The organism is Mesorhizobium sp. WSM4808 (assembly GCF_055811675.1).
The window spans coordinates 366,893-389,352 of the sequence record NZ_JBVVQX010000005.1; the positions used below are offsets into that span (position 1 = coordinate 366,893).

The window sequence follows — 22,460 nt, forward strand, 5'->3', positions numbered from 1 at the left end:
TGCATGTAGTCCTCCCAAAACCGAGATCACTTTTGGGCGACATGCATCAGACGAACAGGTTTCGCTCCCGCTCAACCATCTTGGTGATGAAGCTGGCGACGATCTGGACGCGGCGCAGCGGCCTGACCGATTCGTGATAGACCAGCCAGTAGGCACGGCGGATCGGCGCGACTACGTCGACGGGTACCAATTCCGGCATCGAGCGGGCGACGAAGGTGTGCAGGATGCCGATGCCGGCGCCCGAGCGCACTGCCTCGGCCTGGCCGAGCGCCGAGGAGATGGCGAAGCTGGTGCGCCAGTCGGCACTGAATTCGGCCGCGTAGTCGAGCGAGGGACTGACGATGAGGTCGGGCACGTAGCCAATGAGCGTGTGCTGGCCGAGTTCGGCGGCGGTTTTGGGCAGGCCATTGGCATCGGCGTAGGCGCGCGAGGCAAACAGGCCGAGCGAGTAGTCGACCAGCTTTCCCGCCACCAGCCGGCCTTCGGTCGGCCGCTCGACGGTGATGGCGATGTCGGCCTCGCGACGCGACAGCGAGAAGGAGCGCGGCACCGGCACAAGCTGGATCGTCAGTTCGCGGTGCAGGGCGGTCAGTTCGCCGAGGCGCTTGGCCAGGAAGGCGACACCAAAACCGTCCGGTGCGCCGATGCGCACCGTGCCGGAAACGTCGTCGCCTTCGCCTGAAATGGTCGAGCGCGCGGCGATCATGTCGCCCTCCATGCGCTCGGCAATGTCGAGAAAACGCTCGCCGGCGGGCGTCAGCTCGCTGCCGGTGGTCAAGCGGCGAAACAGCTTTGTCCGCAGCGCTTCCTCGAGTGCGGCGATGCGGCGTGAGACGGTGGCGTGGTTGAGCTCCAGCCGTTTGGCGGCGCCAAGGATCTGGCCTGCGCGCGCCACGGCGAGGAAGATGCGGACGTCATCCCAGTTCATGGGGAGGGTCCAGATCACAATTATCGACGCTGCGTTCTGTGGTGGAACTCAATCTCTCAATCCGCACGGCAGCAATTGCATCCCACCATTTGCGGGAATTGATGCTCGCTCGTCAATCGTTATCTATTCTCCGCACAACGGTTGCGTTCTCCGTCGCGTTGCCATCCGCCGGCCAAAGGCGGACAATGCAGCATCACAAACAAGGGAGAGAAATCATGATCGACTATGGTCATTTCATTGGCGGCAAGCATGTCGCCGGGACCAGCGGCTGCAAGCAGGATGTCATGCAGCCGATGGACGGCTCCGTGCGCGGCACGGTGGCGTTGGCCTCGCAGGCGGAACTGCGCGCGGCGGTCGAGAATGCCAAGGCAGCGCAGCCGAAATGGGCCGCGACCAACCCGCAGCGCCGCGTACGCGTGCTGATGAAGTTTCTCGAACTGGTCGCTCGCGACTATGACGAACTGGCCGACATCCTGGCGCGCGAGCACGGCAAGACGATCGCCGACGCCAAGGGCGACATCCAGCGCGGCCTCGAAGTGGTCGAGGTCTGCATCGGCGCACCGCACATGATGAAGGGCGAATTCACCGACGGCGCCGGCCCCGGCATCGACGTCTATTCGATGCGCCAGCCGCTCGGCGTGGTCGCCGGCATCACGCCGTTCAACTTCCCGGCGATGATCCCGCTGTGGAAGATCGCGCCGGCCATCGCCTGCGGCAACGCCTTCATCCTGAAACCGTCGGAACGCGATCCGGGCGTGCCGATGCGCATCGCCGAACTGTTCCTCGAAGCCGGTCTGCCGGCGGGCATCCTCAATGTCGTCAATGGCGACAAGGACGTGGTCGACGCCATCCTCGACGATCCCGACATCAAGGCCATCGGCTTTGTCGGCTCGACGCCGATCGCCCACTACATCTATTCGCGCGGCACGGCCGCCGGCAAACGCGTGCAGTGCTTCGGCGGTGCCAAGAACCACATGATCATCATGCCTGATGCCGACATGGACCAGACCGTCGATGCGCTGATCGGCGCCGGCTACGGCTCGGCCGGCGAGCGCTGCATGGCGATCTCGGTCGCCGTCCCGGTCGGCAACGATACCGCCAACCGGCTGATGGAAAAGCTGATCCCGCGCGTCGAGAGCCTGAAGGTCGGTCCTTCGACGGACTCTTCCGCCGATTTCGGCCCGCTGGTGACGGCGCAGGCATTGGAACGGGTTAAGGGCTACGTGGATACCGGCGTCAAGGAAGGCGCCAAGCTGGTCGTCGACGGCCGCAGCTTCTCCATGCAGGGCTATGAAGACGGCTACTATATGGGTGGCTGCCTGTTCGACAACGTCACCGCGGACATGCGTATCTACAAGGAAGAGATCTTTGGGCCGGTGCTCTCTGTTGTGCGCGCCCCGACCTATGAGAGCGCGATCAAGCTCGCCAACGATCACGAGATGGGCAATGGCGTCGCCATCTTCACCCGTGACGGCGATGCCGCGCGCGACTTTGCAAGCCGTGTCCAGGTCGGCATGGTGGGCATCAACGTGCCGATCCCGGTGCCGATCGCCTACTACACGTTCGGCGGCTGGAAGGCATCTTCGTTCGGCGATCTCAACCAGCACGGCCCGGACGCGTTCCGCTTCTATACCAAGACCAAGACGGTGACCTCGCGCTGGCCGTCCGGCATCAAGGATGGTGCCGAATTCGTCATCCCGACGATGAACTGACCGGACGATTTCTTGGTTGCGCGTCCTCGCCTTCGGCTGCGGTCGCGCGGGCGGGCATCAAGGATGGTGCCGAATTCGTCATTCCGACGATGAATTGACCGGACGATTTCTTGGTTGCGCGTCCTCGCCTTCGGCTGCGGTCGCGCGGGCGGCATCAAGGACGGTGCTGAATTCGTCATCCCGACGATGAACTGACCGGACAACAAATTGATTTGGATTCAAGGCCCGGGCGCTCGCGCCCGGGCGTTTTTTTGCAATCCGGTGGCGACCCTATCCGCTTGAACGCTAATGTGATGGAACCAAATAGGCATCTGCCGTCTTGGTCTGCAGTCCTGCCGCAAGGAGGTACGGCAGATCAAGCAACGGCGCTGGCGACAGCTTCGGGGACATCGTCTGGCGCAAGGAGGTGTCAGATGACCCGTCTTGTGGCAACGCTATTTTTCGCGGCAATTTTTGCGTGTCCCGCCGTCCCGGCGCTGGCGGAGCAATGCGCGGCCCGTGCGGATATGATCAAAGCGCTCGGGGAAAAATTCCACGAAAGTGAGGCGGCGCGCGGCCTGGTCAACCCGAGCCTGATTCTTGAGATATTCGTCTCCGACCGGGGCACCTGGACAATTCTTGCCACCGACACGCGTGGTCAGAGTTGCGTCATCACGGCGGGCGAAGGCTGGGACGGTTCGTTGATGGCGGCGGCTGCCTTGCCAGGGACTTGACCCGAGTTTCGAGGAAGCGCCGGCGACGAAAGCGCACCGGATGTAAAAGAGGTCAGCGCGTGGCGGCCGTCTCGGCGTGGCCGCGCAGCAGCGCCATCAGGCGTTTGGCGTCCTTGGCCGCGGCCTCCTCGTCGCCAGCAAGGATCGAGCGGATCAGTGCGACATGGTGCTCGGCGGATTCTGCAAGACCGGTCTCGGCCTTGTAGCGGAACCAGAAGCGGCGGCTGTGGGTCTGCAAGGGGGCGGCCAGACGGGCGGCGAAGAGATTGTCGGCAGCCAGCGCCAGCGCTTCGTCGAGAGCCTTGTCAGCCTGGATGAAGGCAAGCACGTTGCCCGAGATCACCGCTTTCTGCATGGCGAGCGCTGCTTCGTGGAACAGGTCGGCGGCTTCGCGGGTGACGAAGCGGGCGGCCGAGCGGGCCAGCACCACCTCGACGCCGCGACGTGCATCGAGGACGCGCAGCCAGTCGCCGGGATGGAGCGGGGCGATGGCGATGCCGGCGCGCGGCCTGACGTCGAGCAGCCCTTCCCATGCCAGCCGCTGGATCGCCTCGCGCACCGGTGTCCTGCCAAGCCCGAGCCTGTCGATCAGAGCGCCCTCGGTGACGAAGCTTGCCGGGGCCAGTTCGAGCGTGACGATCATGTGCTCGAGCACATGGTAGGCCCTGGTCGCGGCCGGCTCTGCCGAGGTGCTTGCTGCCGTGGATATCAAATGCGCTCTCCTGATATATCTTGAATATATCATAACGGAATCCGCGTTGACAGCGGGTTTGTTAATAGATATACCACTGATATATCAGATGGAGAGATGATCATGTGGACCGGAGTTTTTCCCGCCGTCACGACTAAATTCACCGCGGATGATCGTCTCGATCATGCCGAGATGGAGCGCTGCTTCAGCCTGCAGATGGAGGCCGGTTGCGACGGCATCATCGTCTGCGGATCGCTCGGCGAGGGGCCGATGCTGTCGCCCGACGAGAAGATCGAGGTGCTGAAGACCGCACAGAAGGTCGCCGGCAAGAAGCCGGTGCTGCTGACCGTCAACGAGGCCGGCACACGCGAGGCGGCCAGCATCGCCAAACGCGCCGCCAAAGAAGGCGCCAATGGCCTCATGGTCGTGCCGAGCCCGATCTACCACACCAATGCGGAAGAGACGGTCGCGGCGCTGCGCGCGGTCGCCGAGGCGGGCGACCTGCCGGTCATGATCTACTCCAACCGGCTTGCCTACCGCGTCGACGTCAGCGTCGACCAGATGGAGGAGCTGGCGTCGGACAGGCGCTTTGTCGCGATCAAGGAATCCTCCGACGACATCCGTCGTTCGACCGAGATCATCAATCGCCTGGGCACTCGCTACGACCTGTTCACCGGCGTCGACAATCTGGCCTTCGAGGCGCTGTCGGTCGGCGCCATCGGCTGGGTTGCGGGACTGGTCACAGCCTTCCCGCGCGAGACCGTCGCCATATTCCAGCTGATGAAGCAGGGCCGCCGCGAGGAGGCGCTCGCCATCTACCGCTGGTTCCGGCCGCTGCTCGATCTCGATGTCTCGACCTATCTGGTCCAAAACATCAAGCTTGCCGAAGTGTTCGCGATCAACACAAATGACCGCGTTCGCATGCCGCGCCAGCCGCTGTCGGGCGAGCGCCGCAAGGCCGTCGAGAAGACCGTCAAGGATGCGCTCGCGGTTCGGCCGACGCTGCCGACATTTTGATGGCTTTCTTCTCCCCGTTCACGGGGAGAAGATGGCGGCAGCCAGATGAGGGGCAGCGCCTACGTGTCAGGAAATTCCAAGTCGACAGAAGCGGTGCGCCGCCCCTCATCCGCCCTTCGGGCACCTTCTCCCCGTGAACGGGGAGAAGGCTTGGACATCGCCATCATCGGTGGCGGCATCATCGGCATCTGTGCAGCCGCTTCTCTCGCCGAGGCCGGACGCAGGGTCACCGTCTTCGACCGCACAGGCATTTGCGAGGAGACGAGCTCCGGCAACGCCGCCGCCTTTGCCTTTTCCGATGTGCTGCCGCTGGCCCACAAGGGCATGATCCGGCAGCTGCCGAAATGGCTGGCCGATCCGCTTGGCCCGCTCAGCATTCCGCCCGCCTATCTGCCGAGGCTTCTGCCCTGGCTGATCCGCTTCTGGCGCGCCGGTGCGCCGGGGAAATACGAGGCGAGCCTTGCCGCTCAGGCGGGCATGATGAAGCTCGCCGAGGCGGAGTGGATGGGCTTGCTCGATCGCTCCGGTACGCGGTCGATGCTGCGCGAGGATGGCTCGCTCGAGCTCTATGAAAGCGAAGCCGAGTTCCAGGCCGGGCTGCCCGGCTGGGCGGCGCGTGAGCGTTTCGGCATCGGTTTCCGCCATGTCGAGGGCGAGGAGCTGGCCGCCTTGCAGCCGGGGCTGTCGCCGCGCTTCATCAAAGGCACGTTCGTGCCGGGATGGAAGACGGTCGCCGACCCGAAACTGCTGGGCAAGGCGGTGTGGGCCTACGCACAAAGCAAGGGTGCCCGCTTTGAGATGGCCCGGATCGGCCAAGTCGCGGCGGATCAGGATGGTGCGACGCTGACATTGGCAGACGGCACGACCAGACAGGCGCGACACCTCGTCGTCGCAGCAGGCGCATGGTCGCATCTGCTGGCGAAGCAACTCGGCGATCGCATTCCGCTGGAGACCGAGCGCGGCTACAACACCACGTTGCCGACGAGTGCCTTCGACGTGAAGCGGATGCTGATCTTCTCCGGCCATGGCTTCGTCGTCACGCCGCTCGCAACGGGCCTGCGCGTCGGCGGCGCCGTCGAGCTCGGCGGCATCGAGCGGCCGCCCAATTATGCCAGGTCAAAGGCGCTGCTGCAGAAGGCGCAGAAATTCCTGCCGGGGCTCGATCCCTCGGGCGGGCGCGAATGGATGGGGTTCCGTCCCTCGCTGCCGGATTCAGTGCCCGTCATCGGCGGCGCGCCGGGAAAGCGGTCGGTGGTCTATGCCTTCGGCCATGGCCATCTCGGCCTGACCCAGGCGGCGGCCACCGGACGGTTGATCAGGGATCTTGTCCTGGGGCAGACTCCGCCGATCGATCTGGCCCCCTTCAGTCCGCAACGATTTTGATTTTTTCGTGTTTTTGATTTTCGAGGAGCGTCATGGCCAAGAAATCCTTCTTCTGCATAGACGGCCACACCTGCGGCAATCCGGTGCGGCTGGTCGCTGGGGGCGGCCCGCTGCTGCAGGGCGCGACGATGATGGAGCGGCGTGCGCATTTTCTGGCCGAGTATGACTGGATCCGCACCGGCCTGATGTTCGAGCCGCGCGGCCACGACGTGATGTCCGGTTCGATCCTCTATCCGCCGACGCGCGAGGATTGCGACATCGCCATCCTGTTCATCGAAACCTCCGGCTGCCTGCCGATGTGCGGCCATGGCACGATCGGCACGGTGACGATGGCGATCGAGCACGGTCTGATCAAGCCGAAGACGCCGGGCGTGCTTCGGCTCGACACGCCGGCCGGACTTGTCATCGCTGAATACAAGCAGGTCGGCGACTATGTCGAGGAGGTGCGCATCACCAATGTGCCGTCCTTCCTCCATGCCGAGGGGCTGACGGTCGAATGCCCCGGGCTCGGCGAAATCACCGTCGATGTCGCCTATGGCGGCAACTTCTACGCCATCGTCGAGCCACAGAAGAACTATCGCGACATGGCCGATTATTCGGCGGGCGACTTCATCGCCTGGAGCCCGGTGGTGCGCCAGCGGCTCAACGAGAAATATTCCTTCGTCCATCCCGAGAACCCGGGCATCAACCGGCTGTCGCACATGCTGTGGACCGGTGCGCCGACGGTGGATGGCGCGGATGCCCGCAATGCCGTGTTCTACGGCGACAAGGCGATCGACCGCTCGCCCTGCGGCACCGGCACCTCGGCGCGCATGGCGCAGCTTCATGCCAAGGGCAAACTCAAGGCCGGCGACAGCTTCGTCCATGAATCGATCATCGGTTCGCTGTTCAAGGGCAAGGTCGAAAAGGATGTCACCGTCGCCGGCAAGCCGGCCATCATTCCCTCTATCGGCGGCTGGGCGCGGATGACCGGGCTGAACACCATCTTCATCGACGACCGCGACCCGTTCGCGCACGGATTTGCTGTCAAGTGATGGGAATCCTGACCTTGCGGAAAGCGACGGCTTGAAAAACGGATCGTGCCAAAAACGCAACGATTCCTTTCATCACCTAATTTTGACGGCGATTTCTTCGAAACGGAGCGCATGATGGGGTCGAATCGTCAAAGACATTGCGTTATGCCAATGGTAGGGTCCGCGATAGTCCAGGGGCCGGATGATGGAAAACGGGCAATCGGACAGCGTGCTTCGAAAACACGCATGACGATTGAAAAATGACGTTGCAATCCGGGCTCGAAACTTTACGACTAGGGGAAATACGAAAAGGAATGCGTCTGCATGGGCGACATTCCAGGGGAGCCATGTACACATGCAGTACTTTGTCCAGCAGCTTATCAACGGGCTGACGCTGGGATCGATCTATGGGCTGATCGCGATCGGCTACACGATGGTCTACGGCATCATCGGCATGATCAATTTCGCCCATGGCGACATCTTCATGGTGGGTGCCTTCACGGCTCTGATCGTCTTCCTCGCCCTTGGCGCGCTGTTCTATTCCGTGCCGGTTGTGCTGGCGCTGCTGATCATGATGATCGTGGCGATGCTGCTCACCAGCCTCTACAACTGGACAATCGAAAAAGTCGCCTACCGGCCGCTGCGCGGTTCGTTCCGACTGGCCCCGCTGATCACTGCCATCGGCATGTCGATCGCGCTGTCGAACTTCGTCCAGGTGACGCAGGGTCCCCGCAACAAGCCGATCCCGCCGATGGTCAGCCAGGTTTACAACATCAACGGCATCAGCGTGTCGCTGAAGCAGATCATCATCGTCGTCGTCACGGCGCTGCTGCTGGCGCTGTTCTGGTATCTGGTCAACAAGACCTCGCTCGGGCGAGCGCAACGGGCCTGTGAGCAGGACCGCAAGATGGCGGCGCTGCTCGGCATCGATGTCGACCGCACCATCTCGATCACCTTCATCATGGGTGCGGCCCTTGCCGCGGTCGCCGGCACTTTGTTCCTGATGTATTACGGCGTCATTGCCTTCTCTGATGGCTTTACGCCCGGCGTGAAAGCCTTCACGGCGGCGGTGCTGGGCGGCATTGGTTCGCTGCCGGGCGCGGTGGTTGGCGGGCTGATGATCGGTTTCATCGAGAGCATGTGGTCGGCATATTTCTCGATCGACTACAAGGACGTCGCGGCGTTCTCGATCCTGGCCATCGTGCTGATCTTCCTGCCTTCCGGCATATTGGGCCGGCCAGAAGTCGAAAAGGTCTGAGACCATGGCCGTCACCGTATCTCCGGAGCGCGACACCGTCGCCACGCCTATGCAGCGCGCGTTGCGCGAGTCACTTTATGCCGCTGCCATATCGTTTGGCCTGTTCGTGCTGTTCATCGGCCTGAAGACCGGCCAGAACATTTCCAATGAATTGGTCCTGACGACGCGTTGGGGCCTGCTTGCCGCCGTGGTGATCGCCACGGCCATCGGGCGCTTCCTCTATGTCGCTTATGGCCAGCCCTTCCTGGCCAACCAGAAGATCACCGACGTCGCCACCGGTCTGCTGCCGGCCAGCGTGGCGTCACGCTTCTTCCAATTGCCGGCCTTCATCGTGGCCTTGGTCGCGGCGGTGGTGTTGTTTGCGGTCAACAGTTCTCTCGTCGGATGGGTGGGAGCGGAGCCGGCGGGCTATCTGCAATTCCTGCGCGCCTTGGCGGTCATCTATGTGCTGGCCTGCGTGATCTATTATTTCCGGGGCTTCATCCATGCCAACTTCACCAAACTAGGCATTGCCGCGCTGATCCTCTATCCGATCCTGGTGGTGGCGATCCTGTCGCTGATGTCCTGGTCGTTCGTCGGCGGGCTGCAAGGCTCGCTGAAATGGGTCGACAATTTCGGCATCCAGATCCTGATCTATGTGATGCTGGCCTGGGGCCTGAACATCGTCGTCGGCCTCGCCGGCCTGCTCGACCTCGGTTATGTCGCCTTCTACGCGGTCGGCGCCTATGCCTATGCGCTGCTCGGCACGCAGTACGGCCTGTCGTTCTGGATCCTTTTGCCGGCCGCCGGCGCCATGGCCGCCTTCTGGGGCGTGCTGCTCGGCTTCCCGGTGCTGCGCCTGCGCGGCGACTATCTGGCGATCGTCACCTTGGCTTTCGGTGAGATCATCCGCCTGGTGCTGATCAACTGGCGCGAGGTCACCAACGGTTCGGCCGGTATTTCCGGCATCCCGAAGGTCACCTTCTTCGGCCTGATGACCTTCAACGTGTCGGACCCCAATTATATCGCCAAGGTGCTGCATCTGGCGACATCGAGCGCCTACTACAAGATCTTCCTCTATTACCTGATCCTGGCGTTGGCGCTGCTGACAGCCTTCGTCACCATCCGGCTGCGGCGCATGCCGGTCGGCCGTGCCTGGGAAGCGTTGCGGGAGGACGAGATCGCCTGCCGCTCGCTCGGCATCAACACCACCACCACGAAGCTCACAGCCTTCGCCACGGGTGCGATGTTCGGCGGCTTCGCCGGCGCGTTCTTCGCCGCACGGCAGGGCTTCGTCAGCCCGGAATCCTTCGTCTTCCTGGAATCGGCCATCATCCTGGCCATCGTCGTTCTCGGCGGCATGGGTTCGCTGGTCGGCATCGCGGTCGCCGCAATGGTGATGATCGGCGGCACCGAGGCATTGCGCGAACTCGACTTCCTCAAGCAGGTCTTCGGGCCGGACTTCACACCGGAACTCTACCGCATGCTTCTGTTCGGCATGGCCATGGTCATCGTCATGCTGTGGAAGCCGCGCGGCTTCGTCGGCAGTCGTGAACCAACCGCCTTCCTCAAGGAGCGAAAGGCTGTCTCAAGCTCCTTCACCAAGGAAGGACACGGCTGATGAATGCGAACCCTGTTCAGAAGGCCAATTCCGGCGTGAACGACGCTATCCTGCAGGTCGATCATCTGTCGATGAAGTTCGGTGGCCTTGTGGCCATCGGCGATCTGTCTTTCGCCGCCAAGCGCGGCGAGATCACCGCGCTGATCGGCCCTAACGGCGCCGGCAAAACCACGGTGTTCAACTGCATCACCGGCTTTTACAAGCCGTCGGAAGGCATGATCACGCTCAACCGGAACGATGGTTCGACCTTCCTGCTCGAGCGGCTGCCCAACCATGAGATCCCGGCGCGCGCCAAGGTGGCGCGCACCTTCCAGAACATCCGCCTGTTCTCCGGCATGACCCTGCTGGAGAACCTGCTGGTCGCCCAGCACAACAAACTGATGAAGGCATCGGGCTACACGGTCCTCGGCCTGTTCGGCTTCAGCGGCTATCGCAAGGCTTCGGCCGAATCGGTGGAACTCGCCAAGCATTGGCTGGAAAAGGCCGATCTTGTCGACCGTGCCGACGACCCGGCCGGCGACCTGCCCTATGGCGCGCAGCGCCGCCTCGAGATCGCTCGCGCCATGTGCACGGGACCCGAGCTTCTGTGCCTCGACGAACCGGCGGCCGGCCTCAATCCGAAGGAATCGGCGGCGCTGAACGAGCTGCTGATCGACATCAAGAACACATCCGGTACCTCGATCCTGTTGATCGAGCATGACATGTCGGTGGTCATGCAGATCTCCGACCATGTCGTGGTGCTGGAGTACGGCCGCAAGATCTCCGACGGCAGTCCGCAGTCGGTGCGCACCGATCCGCGCGTCATCGCCGCCTATCTCGGCGTCGACGACGAGGAAGTCGAAGCGGTCCTTACCGAAGTCGGCGACGAAGATGTCATCGAACAGCTCGATACAGGGCCGGATGCCGCGCATGGTCCGGGGACATCGTCGTCCTATCTCGCCGGGCCGGTGACCGACACGGTGGGCCACAGTTCAGGTGAGCGGGTTACGGTCGCCAAGGGCGCATCAAAGGCGGGTCAAGTCGACGCAAGAGCCAATGCCGCGCCCAGAAAGCCGTCCGAGCGGGTGAAGGCCAAGCCGGCCGCGAAACCTCCCACAGCCAAGCCGCGCGGAGGGCGTAAATGATGGCCGCGACAACGCTGCTCGATATCAAGGGCGTGCAGACCTATTACGGCAACATCCGGGCGCTGAACGGCGTCGATGTCACTGTGAAGGAAGGTGAGATCGTGGCGCTGATCGGTGCCAACGGCGCCGGCAAGTCGACGCTGATGATGACTATTTTCGGCGCGCCGCGCGCTCGCGCCGGCACCATCACCTTTGCCGGCACCGACATCACCCAGATGCCGACGCACGAGATCGCGCGCATGCGCATTGCCCAGTCGCCCGAGGGCCGGCGGATATTTCCGCGCATGACGGTGATGGAAAACCTGCAGATGGGCGCCAGCCTCGACAACCTCAAGCACTATGACGAGGACGTCGAGAAGGTGTTCACGCTGTTCCCGCGGTTGAAAGAGCGCATCACCCAGCGCGGCGGCACGCTGTCGGGCGGTGAGCAGCAGATGCTGTCGATCGGACGCGCGCTGATGGCACGGCCGAAGCTGCTTTTGCTCGACGAGCCGTCGCTGGGTCTCGCGCCGCTGATCGTCAAGCAGATATTCGACGCCATCCGCGAACTGAACCGCACCCAGGGGCTGACCGTGTTCCTGGTCGAGCAGAACGCCTTCGGCGCGCTCAAGCTCGCCACGCGCGGCTACGTCATGGTCAATGGCAATGTGACGATGAGCGGCACCGGCAAGGAGCTGCTCGCCAATCCGGAAGTGCGCGCCGCCTATCTCGAAGGCGGGCACCACTGAGTTCGGAGCGGAATGCGTGCATCCGCCATTCTGCTCCAGATTGTTTGTTTGTCGCATGATCTTGTCCGGAAAGTCCGCAACTTTTCGGGGTCATGCTAAGGAGACTTCACCATGCAGGGCATTCTTTATGAGGAACCCTCGATCTGGCAGTTCTTCTTCGTCACCTGTCTGCTCGGCGGCTGGGCGGCGTGGATGACGGGCAAGGCCAGTGCTCAGACGTGGCGCAGCTTCATCCAGCTGTTCGCCTATATGCTGGGCCTCGGCATCGCGATCCGCTTCATCCATCACGCGCTGTTCGGCGGCACCATGTTCTCGCTGCACTATTATGTCGTCGACACCATCGTGCTGATGATCCTCGGCTTCGTCGGCTATCAATACACGCGCACCAACCAGATGGTGACACAGTATAATTGGCTCTACGAAAGAGCTTCAATCTTGAGCTGGAAACCGAAAGGTTGACGTTCATCATTAACGCCGCCTCGGAATTGAATCGGCGTGACAAGTGCCTGAAAATCGGCAAACTATGCTTTCTGCGATAAGGGTGGGCATCGCATGAAAGCTTCATCCACGCCCACTCCGTAAATGGGAGCGTTTAAATGAAAAAGTCACTTTTGTCCGCCGTAGCCCTGACCGCGCTTGTCGCGTTCGGCGGCAACGCGTGGGCCGATGTAATGTTCGGCGTTGCCGGCCCGATCACCGGTCCGAATGCCGCCTTCGGCGCACAGCTTCAGAAGGGTGCGGAAGCGGCTGTCGCCGACATCAATGCCAAGGGCGGCATCAACGGCGAGCAGATCAAGCTCGAAGTCGGCGACGATGTCTCCGATCCGAAGCAGGGCATCTCGGTTGCCAACAAGTTCGTCGGCGACGGCGTCAAGTTCGTGGTCGGCCACTTCAACTCGGGCGTCTCGATCCCGGCGTCGGAAGTCTATGCGGAAAACAACATCGTCGAGATCACCCCGGCTGCCACCAACCCGCAGCTCACCGAGCGCGGCTTGTGGAACGTGTTCCGCACCTGCGGGCGCGATGACCAGCAGGGTAGCATCGCCGGCGCTTATCTCGCCGCAAACTTCAAGGACGCCAAGATCGCCGTCGTGCACGACAAGACCACCTACGGCCAGGGCCTTGCCGACGAAACCAAGAAGGCGATGAACGCCGCCGGCGTGACGGAAGTCATGTACGAAGGCATCAATGTCGGCGACAAGGACTTCTCGGCGCTGATCGCCAAGATGAAGGAAGCCGGCGTTTCCATCATCTATTGGGGCGGCCTGCATACCGAAGCCGGCCTGATCATCCGCCAGGCGGCCGACCAGGGCCTCAAGGCGACGCTGATTTCCGGCGACGGCATCGTGTCGAACGAGCTGGCTTCGATCGCGGGCGACGCGGTTGCGGGGACGCTCAACACGTTCGGCCCGGATCCGCGCCTGATCCCTGCCAACAAGGAACTCGTCGAGAAGTTCCGTGCGCAGGGTTTCGAGCCGGAAGCCTATACGCTCTACGCCTACGCTGCCGTGCAGGCGCTTGCCGAAGCAGCGACCGTTGCCAAGTCGAACGACCCGCAGGCAGTTGCCAAGGCGCTGCATGAAAACGGCCCGTTCAAGACCGTGCTCGGCGACCTGTCCTATGACGCCAAGGGCGACCCGACGCTGCCCGGCTACGTCATGTACGAATGGAAGAAGGGCGACGACGGCAAGTACACCTACATCCAGAAGATGTAAGCGTCAGTCTCCAGACCGTTTACGGATGCCCGGCGCCTCGCGCCGGGCATTTTCTTTTCCCATCACGTTCAGGGGGCGGCCGACAGAGCCGGGTCCTTAGCCGGTGAATGATCGTGCGCTAACTGCAAAGCCGGCGCTTTTCTTGCTGTTCGGATGAATGCGAAGGGCTTCTGGCGCAATGATTCCATTTCAATCGGTTTAAACGCACGTCAATTTTGTTTGCACTGCAGCATTTTCACGCTAATCATTGCGCCGATTTCTCTTCCTTCCGTTGCTGGAGCCCAGTCCTTGGCCATCACGAAGATCCTCGTCGCCAACCGGTCCGAAATCGCCATTCGCGTTTTTCGCGCGGCCAACGAACTCGGCCTCAAAACCGTGGCGATCTGGGCCGAGGAAGACAAATACTCCCTGCATCGCTTCAAGGCCGACGAGAGCTACCAGGTCGGACGCGGGCCGCATCTGACCCGGGACATGGGGCCGATCGAAAGCTATCTGTCGATCGAGGAGGTGATCCGCGTCGCCAGGCTGTCGGGTGCCGATGCTATTCATCCCGGCTACGGATTGTTGTCGGAAAGTCCCGAATTCGCCGACGCCTGTGCCGAAGCCGGCATTACCTTCATCGGGCCGAAGCCGGACACAATGCGGCGGCTCGGCAACAAGGTCGCGGCGCGCAATCTCGCCATCGAGGTCGGGGTGCCGGTGATCCCCGCCACCGATCCGTTGCCGGATGACATGGAGGCGGTCAAGAAACTGGCCAAGGGAATCGGCTATCCGGTGATGCTGAAGGCGTCATGGGGCGGCGGCGGCCGCGGCATGCGCGCCATCCGCGCCGAAGCCGACCTTGCCCGTGAAGTCACCGAGGGCAAGCGCGAGGCGAAAGCCGCCTTCGGCAAGGACGAGGTCTATCTTGAAAAGCTGATCGAACGCGCCCGCCATGTCGAGGTGCAGGTGCTGGGCGACACCCACGGCAATGCGGTGCACCTGTTCGAGCGCGACTGTTCGATCCAGCGCCGCAACCAGAAGGTCGTCGAGCGAGCGCCGGCGCCCTATCTCGAAATGTCGCAGCGCGAGGAGCTTTGCGGCCATGCGCTGAAGATCGCCCGCGAGACCAGTTACATCGGCGCCGGCACGGTCGAGTTCCTGCAGGATGCCGACACCGGCAAATTCTATTTCATCGAGGTCAATCCGCGCATCCAGGTCGAGCACACCGTCACCGAGCAGGTCACCGGCATCGACATCGTCAAGGCGCAGATCCACATCCTCGACGGCTTTGCCATCGGCACACCGGAATCAGGCGTGCCGGCGCAGAAGGACATAAGGCTGAACGGCCACGCGCTGCAGTGCCGCATCACCACGGAAGATCCCGAACACAATTTCATCCCCGATTACGGCCGCATCACCGCCTATCGCGGCGCAACAGGCTTCGGCATCCGCCTCGATGGCGGCACCGCCTATTCGGGCGCTGTCATCACCCGCTTCTACGATCCGCTGCTGGAGAAGGTGACGGCGTGGGCGCCGACGCCGGCCGAGACCATCGCCCGCATGAACCGGGCGCTGCGCGAGTTCCGCATCCGCGGCGTCGCCACCAACCTGACCTTCCTCGAAGCGATCATCAACCATCCGAGCTTCGCCGACAATTCCTACACGACCAAGTTCATCGACACGACGCCGGAACTGTTCCAGCAGGTCAAGCGCCAGGACCGCGCCACCAAGCTCATCAACTATCTCGCCGACGTCAGCGTCAACGGCCATCCCGAGACGCGCGGCCGGCCGCAGCCGAAGGCCGATGCGGCCGCACCCGTGGTGCCTTACCTCAACGGCAATGTGCCCGGCGGCAGCAAGCAGAAGCTGGATGTGCTCGGGCCGGAGAAGTTCGCCGCCTGGATGCGCGATCAGAGGCAAGTGCTGGTCACCGACACGACGATGCGCGATGGCCACCAGTCGTTGCTCGCCACCCGTGTGCGAACGCATGACATTGCCGGCATCGCCGGTACCTATGCGCGTGCCTTGCCGCAGCTTCTATCGCTGGAATGCTGGGGTGGCGCCACCTTCGACGTCGCCATGCGCTTCCTCACCGAGGATCCGTGGGAGCGGCTGTCGCTGGTGCGCGAGGCGGCGCCCAATCTGCTGTTGCAGATGCTGCTGCGCGGCGCCAATGGCGTCGGCTACACCAACTATCCCGACAATGTCGTGCAGCATTTCGTCAAGCAGGCAGCAAGCGGTGGCATCGACCTGTTCCGGGTCTTCGATTGCCTGAACTGGGTTGACAACATGCGCGTCGCCATGGATGCGGTCGGCGCCGAGGGCAAGCTGATCGAAGCGGCGATCTGCTATACCGGCGACATCCTCGATCCGGCGCGGGCGAAATACGACCTCAAATACTATGTCGGCCTGGCCAAGGAATTGCAGGCGGCCGGCGCCCACATCATCGCCGTCAAGGACATGGCCGGACTGTTGAAGCCGGCGGCGGCACGCGTGCTGTTCAAGGAGCTGCGCGAGGCGACCGACCTGCCGATCCATTTCCACACCCACGACACGTCGGGCCTGTCGGCGGCGACGGTGCTGGCGGCGGTGGAAAGCGGCGTCGACGCCATAGACGCGGCGATGGATGCTTTCTCCGGCAACACCTCGCAGCCATGCCTTGGCTCGCTCGTCGAGGCGCTGAAGGGCACAGAACGCGACCCCGGTCTCGACCCGCAATGGATCAGGAAGATCTCGTTCTACTGGGAAGCGGTGCGCAACCAGTACGCCGCCTTCGAAAGCGACCTCAAGGGGCCGGCTTCGGAAGTCTATCTGCACGAGATGCCGGGCGGGCAGTTCACCAATCTGAAGGAACAGGCGCGCTCGCTCGGACTGGAGACGCGCTGGCACGAGGTGGCGCAGACCTATCACGACGTCAATCTGATGTTCGGCGACATCGTCAAGGTGACGCCGTCCTCCAAGGTCGTCGGCGACATGGCATTGATGATGGTCAGTCAGGACCTGACCGTTGCCGATGTCGAAAACCCGGACAAGGATATCGCCTTTCCGGACTCGGTCGTCTCGATGCTGCGCGGCGATCTTGGCCAGTCGCCAGGCGGGTGGCCGACGGCGCTGCAGAGGAAGGCGCTGAAGGGCGACAAGCCGATCACGGTGCGGCCCGGTTCGCTGCTCAAGCCAGCCGACCTCAAGGCCAACCGCAAGGAAATCGAGGAAAAGCTCGAGCGCAAGCTGTCGGAGTTCGAATTCGCCTCGTGGCTGATGTATCCGAAGGTGTTCACGGATTTCGCCGGCGCGCAGGAAACCTATGGGCCGGTCAGCGTCCTGCCGACGCCGACCTATTTCTACGGCATGAAGCCGGAAGACGAGATCTTCGTCGACATCGAGAAGGGCAAGACGCTGGTGGTGCGCTGCCTGGCCATCGGCGATGTCGACGAGAAGGGCATGGTCACCGTGTTCTTCGAGCTCAACGGCCAGCCGCGTCGTGTCAAGGTGCCCGACCGGGCGCATGGCGCGTCCGCCGCCAAGGCCCGCCGCAAGGCCGAACCCGGCAACGAGGCGCATGTCGGCGCACCGATGCCGGGCGTCGTCTCGGCGCTTTCGGTGGCTGCCGGCCAGGCTGTGAAGGCCGGTGACGTGCTGCTTTCCATCGAAGCGATGAAGATGGAGACGGCGCTGCATGCCGAGCGCGACGGCACGGTCGCCGAGGTGCTGGTCAAGGCAGGCGACCAGATCGATGCCAAGGATCTGCTGATCGCTTTCAATTAGAGTTCGCAAAACGGACTGGTTGTCGGCTTCTGGCGGCAGCCCGCGCGGCTTGGTCGATAACGGCTTGACCCGCCGCCGCCGGTCGGGCATCGAACCGGCTCAAATTTTGCCGCAGTCGTCCGCGAGTCGCGGAGCCGATGCTTTTGGAGAAAAATATGGCCGACGATATCACCGATACCAGCCAGACTGTTGCCGCCGGCCAGCTGCGTGCCTTCATCGAGCGCATAGAGCGGCTCGAGGAAGAGAAGAAAACCATTTCCGACGATATCAAGGAAGTGTTCGCCGAGGCCAAGGGCACCGGCTTCGACACCAAGGCGATGCGCACGATCATCCGGCTGCGCAAGAAGGACCAGGCCGAGCGTCAGGAAGAGGAAACCATCCTCGATCTATACAAGGCCGCACTCGGTATGGTGTAGAGACTGTCTGGAAATTCTACTCTCGCGGCCATCTGTTGGCGTTTTCTGCGCTTCCGGTGCTCGCGTACTTTAAGTACGCTCCGCTCCGGTTCTCGAAACCACCACCATATGACTCGCCAGAGCGAATTTCGAAACAGTCTCGGGCCGAGCATGATGCCGAAGCGAGCATCGAGCCATGAGCGAATTCGACTTCGGCGCCCGCCGCGCCTCTGAATTCCGCCAGCGCGGCTTCTGGACGCTGTTCGCCGAGCGGCATCCGGAAGAAACGGCTTCGATGGCGAGGCGCGGACCCTGGTTCTGGCAGCGCGGGCTGCCCGACTTCGCCTTGGTCCTTTCCATGTATGTCGCGCCGGCGCAGAGTCAGGTCGGCGTCTTCTTCGGCCGCAACGAGAAGTTCGGCGCCACGCAGGCGTGGTCGCGGCTGAAGCCGTTCCAGCCTGATATCGAGGCCAGGCTGAAGCTCAGGCCGGAACAGAGTTGCGAGGATCTCGGCATCAATTCGATGTGGCGGGTGAACTGCTATGCCGAGGATAACTGGCCAGCCATGGCCGACTGGCTGGTGACCGAATGTTCGCGCTTCGAGCGTGCCGTAACCGAAGTCCTGGTGCAGGGATAGACATCCGGTGTTGCCAGAAGGTATCGGCTCCTTTTTCCGCTCACGCTGGCAAGGCCAGGTGCCGCTCGACCGGCTGTTCTGGCGCGACCTCGTCCTCGTCGGCACCGCGGTCAGCATCGCCGCATCGGTGCTGGCGCTCGTTCTGCTCGGATTGAAGTTGCCGCTCGGGCTTGTGCTGGCAGTGCATTTCGCGTCGGTGCCCTACAGCCTGTTCCTGACCTTGGCGGTGTGGCGGACCACCGAAAAGATACCCGGTGCCAAGGCCTGGATGATGACGCTGGGCGCTACGCTGTGGCTGGTGGCGATGATCGTGGTCTGATCGTCTGCCCAGAGGGGGGCAACGGATACTTAAACGAAAAGGGCGACAGATGCCGCCCTTTCATAGTGTCGAACCCGGATGGCTCAGGCCGAAGGCTCGAATTTCAGCGCCACGCCGTTGATGCAATAGCGCAGGCCGGTCGGCGGCGGGCCGTCCTCGAAGACATGGCCGAGATGGCTGCCGCAGCGGGCGCAATGGCATTCCGTGCGAACCATGCCGTAGCTGCGGTCCATGGTGTTTTCGACCGAGCCCGGCACCGGGTCGTTGAAGCTCGGCCAGCCGGTGCCGCTCTCGAACTTCAGCTTGGATTCGAACAAGGGCTGGTCGCAGCCGGCGCAGGAAAAGGTGCCGGCGCGCTTCTCGTAGAGCAAAGCGCAGCTTCCCGGCCGCTCGGTGCCGTGACCGCGCATGACGGCATACTGCTCCGACGTCAGCCGGGCGCGCCATTCGTCGTCGGTGCGGGTTACAGGGTAGGTGTGGGTGTCCATGTGATCTCCTCAGCCTTGCCGGCTCGTTGTTGATTGCAACCGGATATTCGCGTCAAGATAGGCATTTGTTACACGACTGCCCAGTGTCTGACGTTCCAAGGTTGAATTCCCCCTTCTTCAGGCGTCTGCGCCGCCCCTCACCTGCCTGCCGGCATCCTCTCCCCGTAAACGGGGCGAGGGGCCCTGTCGTCCGCGATTTCGCCAATTGTCAGCGTTGCAAGAAAGGCGCCGGCGTTGCGGCCAGGCCCTCTCGCCCCGTTTACGGGGAGAGATGTCCGGCAGGACAGTGAGGGGCGGCGCTAACTTTCACGATTGATGGTCTCTGAGGTGATGGTTCCGCACCTCTGACAACTAATGCTTCCTTGAAAGCTGCTTGGTCGCGCCTTCGAGCCCGGCCAGCGTCAGCGGGAACATGCGGCCGCCGAAGATGTCGCGGATCATCGCAATCGAATGGGTGTAGCCCCAGTTCCTGGGGTCTTCGGGGTTCAGCCATACCGCGTTCGGCCATTGCTGCAGCAGGCGGCCGAGCCAGACGCTGCCTGCCTCCGGATTCCAGTGCTCGACCGAACCGCCGGGGTGAGCGATCTCGTAAGGGCTCATCGAGGCGTCGCCGACGACGATCACCTTGTAGTCCGGACCGTATTTGTGAAGCAGGTCGAAGGTCGAAATCACCTCGGCATGCCTGCGGCGATTGTCCTTCCACACGCCCTCATAGAGGCAGTTGTGGAAATAAAAATATTCGAGCTGGCGGAATTCGGCGCGGGCGGCCGAGAACAGCTCCTCGACGCTCTTGATGTGGTCGTCCATCGAGCCGCCGACATCGAAGAACATCAAAAGCTTCACCGCGTTGCGCCGTTCGGGCCGCGTCTGCACGTCGAGATAGCCATGTTCGGCGGTGGCGTGGATGGTGCCGGGCAGGTCGAATTCCTCCTCGGCGCCTTCGCGCACCCAGCGACGCAAGCGCTTCAGCGCGATCTTGATGTTGCGGGTGCCGAGTTCGACGGCATCGTCGAAATTCCTGAACTCACGTCTGTCCCACACCTTCACCGCGTGGCGGTTGCGGCTTTCATGCTGGCCGATACGCACACCTTCGGGATTGTAGCCATAGGCGCCGAAAGGCGAGGTGCCGCCGGTGCCGATCCATTTCGAGCCGCCCTGGTGGCGGCCTTTTTGCTCCTGCAGCCGCTGCTTCAAGGTTTCCATCAGTTTCTCGAAACCGCCCAGCGCCTCGACCAGTTTTTTCTCTTCGTCGCTCAGGTGCTTTTGGGTGAGGCGGCGCAACCATTCCTCAGGGATATTGGCGACATCGACGGCATCCGGCCCGCCCAGTGCTTCGATGCCCTTGAAGACATGGGCAAACACCTGGTCGAAGCGGTCGATGTGGCGCTCGTCCTTCACCAACGCCGCACGGGCGAGGTAATAAAAGCCTTCGACGTCGTAGTCGACCAGCCCGGCTTCCAGCCCCTCCAGCAGCGACAGATATTCCCTGAGCGAAACGGGAACACGCGCGGCCTTCAGTTCGAGGAAAAAGGGGATGAACATTGTCTATCTACAGCAGATCATACTCGATGAAGCCGGTGCGGCGCGCGACATGGTCGTAGAGTTTGCGCGCGGTGGTGTTGGTCTCGTGCGTCATCCAGTAGACGTTCTTGACGCCGACTTTTTCGGCTTCCTGTCTCACTGCCTCGATCAGCGCAGCGCCGATGCCCTTGCCGCGCACGTCAGGGTCGGCGAACAGGTCCTGCAGATAGCAGTTGTTTTTTTCCGACCAGCCGGAGCGGTGGTAGAGATAGTGGGTGAGCCCAACCGCCTTGCCGTCCAGCGTGGCGATGAAGCCTTTCGGCTCGAACTCACTTTCGGTGAACAGCCGCTTCCAGGTGATGGCGTAGACCTCTTCCGGCAGCTTCGTCTCATAGAAGGTGAGGTAGTCGGTCCACAGCCGCCGCCAGTCGGCGTGGTCGGACTGCACGAGCGGGCGGATGATAATCTCAGACATGTCATCTCCTCTGAAGGTTTGGCCGAAGCTGCCTGCCTGTTCGGCTGCGGGCAACGGTCCACAGGAGGGAAAGCGCTGCTGCTGCCCTATTGCTGCCTTCGTGCCATGAAGGCCAGCCGCTCGAACAAATGCACGTCCTGCTCGTTCTTCAGCAATGCGCCATGCAACTTGGGCAGGGCGTTCTTCGGATCGGCGCGCAGATCTTCCGGCGCGATGTCGTCGGCGACCAGCAGCCTTATCCAGTCGAGCGCCTCGGAGGTCGACGGCTTCTTCTTCAGGCCGGGCACGTCGCGGATTTCGTAGAACTGGGTCAGCGCCGCGCGCACCAGGTTCTGCTTGATGCCGGGATAGTGGACATCGACGATTCTGTGCAGCGTGTCGACGTCGGGAAAGCGGATGTAGTGGAAGAAGCAGCGGCGCAGGAACGCGTCCGGCAACTCCTTCTCGTTGTTGGAGGTGATGATGACGATCGGCCTGACGGCGGCGCGGATGGTTTCGCCGGTCTCGTAGACGAAGAACTCCATCCGATCGAGTTCCTGCAGGAGGTCGTTGGGGAATTCGATGTCGGCCTTGTCGATCTCGTCGATCAAAAGCACGACCTTCCTGCCGGCGGCGAACGCCTCCCAGAGTTTGCCGCGCTTGATGTAGTTCCTGATGTCGTTGAAGCGCTCGTCGCCAAGCTGGCTGTCGCGCAGCCGCGAGACGGCGTCATATTCGTACAGGCCCTGCTGCGCCCGCGTCGTCGACTTGACGTGCCATTCGATGAGGTCGACGCCGAGTGCAGCAGCCACCTGGCGGGCGAGTTCCGTCTTGCCAGTGCCTGGCTCGCCCTTGACCAGCAAGGGCCGCTCCAGCGCGATCGCCGCGTTGACGGCCACCATCAGATCCTTGTCGGCGACATAGGCCGCCGTGCCTTCGAAACGCATTCTTGCTCCTCGGTTGGTCATGGCAACCGTAAGGACGCGGCTCACCCTGTGCAAGGGTGCGCCGGCCGCG

20 protein-coding genes and 1 pseudogene are annotated in these 22,460 nt (G+C 62.6%); 15 read left to right on the top strand and 6 right to left on the bottom strand.

The features are described from left to right. Nucleotides 1-46 precede the first annotated feature (46 nt). The gene (locus tag AC0L2U_RS11760; protein ID WP_292139743.1) at nucleotides 47-928 is read right to left on the bottom strand and encodes a LysR family transcriptional regulator; all 882 of its coding nucleotides are present in this window, start codon (nucleotides 926-928) and stop codon (nucleotides 47-49) included. 215 nt (nucleotides 929-1,143) lie between these two features. On the opposite strand from AC0L2U_RS11760, the gene AC0L2U_RS11765 reads away from it, so the two are divergent. Continuing rightward, a complete protein-coding gene (locus AC0L2U_RS11765; protein WP_473601947.1) occupies nucleotides 1,144-2,640 on the top strand; it encodes a CoA-acylating methylmalonate-semialdehyde dehydrogenase in 1,497 nt (498 codons plus the stop codon). A 413-nt stretch (nucleotides 2,641-3,053) separates the two neighbouring features. Then, nucleotides 3,054-3,353, top strand: a complete 300-nt coding sequence (locus tag AC0L2U_RS11770; protein WP_127808989.1) for a hypothetical protein — start codon at nucleotides 3,054-3,056, stop codon at nucleotides 3,351-3,353. Between the two features lie 52 nt (nucleotides 3,354-3,405). Here AC0L2U_RS11770 and AC0L2U_RS11775 read toward each other — a convergent pair whose 3' ends face one another. Continuing rightward, nucleotides 3,406-4,098 (bottom strand): GntR family transcriptional regulator, encoded by a 693-nt coding sequence (locus AC0L2U_RS11775; protein WP_164873767.1) that lies wholly within the window; start codon nucleotides 4,096-4,098, stop codon nucleotides 3,406-3,408. Between the two features lie 69 nt (nucleotides 4,099-4,167). Here AC0L2U_RS11775 and AC0L2U_RS11780 point away from each other — a divergent pair, with 69 nt between their 5' ends. From AC0L2U_RS11780 to AC0L2U_RS11840, 13 genes and pseudogenes are all read left to right on the top strand, one after another. Beyond that, entirely contained in the window at nucleotides 4,168-5,061 is an 894-nt protein-coding gene (locus AC0L2U_RS11780) for a dihydrodipicolinate synthase family protein (protein ID WP_128288057.1), read from the top strand. 45 nt (nucleotides 5,062-5,106) lie between these two features. Continuing rightward, the gene (locus tag AC0L2U_RS11785; protein WP_164873768.1) at nucleotides 5,107-6,444 is read left to right on the top strand and encodes an NAD(P)/FAD-dependent oxidoreductase; all 1,338 of its coding nucleotides are present in this window, start codon (nucleotides 5,107-5,109) and stop codon (nucleotides 6,442-6,444) included. A 32-nt stretch (nucleotides 6,445-6,476) separates the two neighbouring features. Further along, nucleotides 6,477-7,478 carry a 4-hydroxyproline epimerase gene (locus tag AC0L2U_RS11790; RefSeq protein ID WP_473601948.1) on the top strand — a complete coding sequence of 334 codons (1,002 nt, stop codon included), beginning with the start codon at nucleotides 6,477-6,479 and terminating at the stop codon, nucleotides 7,476-7,478. Between the two features lie 334 nt (nucleotides 7,479-7,812). After that, entirely contained in the window at nucleotides 7,813-8,715 is a 903-nt protein-coding gene (locus AC0L2U_RS11795) for a branched-chain amino acid ABC transporter permease (RefSeq protein WP_013529092.1), read from the top strand. Between the two features lie 4 nt (nucleotides 8,716-8,719). Beyond that, nucleotides 8,720-10,315: a high-affinity branched-chain amino acid ABC transporter permease LivM gene (gene livM, locus AC0L2U_RS11800; RefSeq protein WP_127320417.1), complete on the top strand. Its 1,596-nt coding sequence runs from the start codon at nucleotides 8,720-8,722 to the stop codon at nucleotides 10,313-10,315. Beyond that, a pseudogene (locus tag AC0L2U_RS11805) lies at nucleotides 10,315-11,421 on the top strand (ABC transporter ATP-binding protein); the annotation flags it as partial. The gene livM and the pseudogene AC0L2U_RS11805, both read left to right, overlap by 1 nt. Before the next feature lie 17 nt (nucleotides 11,422-11,438). Further along, nucleotides 11,439-12,167 (top strand): ABC transporter ATP-binding protein, encoded by a 729-nt coding sequence (locus AC0L2U_RS11810; RefSeq protein ID WP_127296224.1) that lies wholly within the window; start codon nucleotides 11,439-11,441, stop codon nucleotides 12,165-12,167. Nucleotides 12,168-12,278: 111 nt separating this feature from the next. Then, nucleotides 12,279-12,626, top strand: coding sequence for a DUF6867 family protein (locus AC0L2U_RS11815; protein WP_127320415.1), 348 nt, complete (start codon nucleotides 12,279-12,281; stop codon nucleotides 12,624-12,626). Nucleotides 12,627-12,763: 137 nt separating this feature from the next. Next, nucleotides 12,764-13,882: a branched-chain amino acid ABC transporter substrate-binding protein gene (locus AC0L2U_RS11820; protein ID WP_127382923.1), complete on the top strand. Its 1,119-nt coding sequence runs from the start codon at nucleotides 12,764-12,766 to the stop codon at nucleotides 13,880-13,882. Between the two features lie 288 nt (nucleotides 13,883-14,170). Further along, nucleotides 14,171-17,629 (top strand): pyruvate carboxylase, encoded by a 3,459-nt coding sequence (gene pyc, locus AC0L2U_RS11825; RefSeq protein ID WP_127808995.1) that lies wholly within the window; start codon nucleotides 14,171-14,173, stop codon nucleotides 17,627-17,629. A 155-nt stretch (nucleotides 17,630-17,784) separates the two neighbouring features. Continuing rightward, nucleotides 17,785-18,045 (top strand): DUF2312 domain-containing protein, encoded by a 261-nt coding sequence (locus AC0L2U_RS11830; protein WP_013529099.1) that lies wholly within the window; start codon nucleotides 17,785-17,787, stop codon nucleotides 18,043-18,045. 175 nt (nucleotides 18,046-18,220) lie between these two features. After that, on the top strand, nucleotides 18,221-18,661 hold the full coding sequence (locus AC0L2U_RS11835) for a hypothetical protein (RefSeq protein WP_473601949.1): 441 nt from the start codon (nucleotides 18,221-18,223) through the stop codon (nucleotides 18,659-18,661). Nucleotides 18,662-18,668: 7 nt separating this feature from the next. Next, nucleotides 18,669-18,980, top strand: a complete 312-nt coding sequence (locus AC0L2U_RS11840; RefSeq protein WP_127270382.1) for a hypothetical protein — start codon at nucleotides 18,669-18,671, stop codon at nucleotides 18,978-18,980. Between the two features lie 83 nt (nucleotides 18,981-19,063). Here AC0L2U_RS11840 and msrB read toward each other — a convergent pair whose 3' ends face one another. The 4 genes from msrB to AC0L2U_RS11860 all read right to left on the bottom strand — a co-directional run bounded on the left by msrB (nucleotide 19,064) and on the right by AC0L2U_RS11860 (nucleotide 22,390). After that, on the bottom strand, nucleotides 19,064-19,468 hold the full coding sequence (gene msrB, locus AC0L2U_RS11845) for a peptide-methionine (R)-S-oxide reductase MsrB (RefSeq protein WP_473601950.1): 405 nt from the start codon (nucleotides 19,466-19,468) through the stop codon (nucleotides 19,064-19,066). 351 nt (nucleotides 19,469-19,819) lie between these two features. After that, the gene (locus AC0L2U_RS11850) at nucleotides 19,820-21,010 is read right to left on the bottom strand and encodes a vWA domain-containing protein (protein WP_473601951.1); all 1,191 of its coding nucleotides are present in this window, start codon (nucleotides 21,008-21,010) and stop codon (nucleotides 19,820-19,822) included. Nucleotides 21,011-21,017: 7 nt separating this feature from the next. Next, entirely contained in the window at nucleotides 21,018-21,464 is a 447-nt protein-coding gene (locus AC0L2U_RS11855) for a GNAT family N-acetyltransferase (protein ID WP_473601952.1), read from the bottom strand. 86 nt (nucleotides 21,465-21,550) lie between these two features. Further along, a complete protein-coding gene (locus tag AC0L2U_RS11860) occupies nucleotides 21,551-22,390 on the bottom strand; it encodes an AAA family ATPase (protein WP_473601954.1) in 840 nt (279 codons plus the stop codon). Nucleotides 22,391-22,460: the final 70 nt, after the last annotated feature.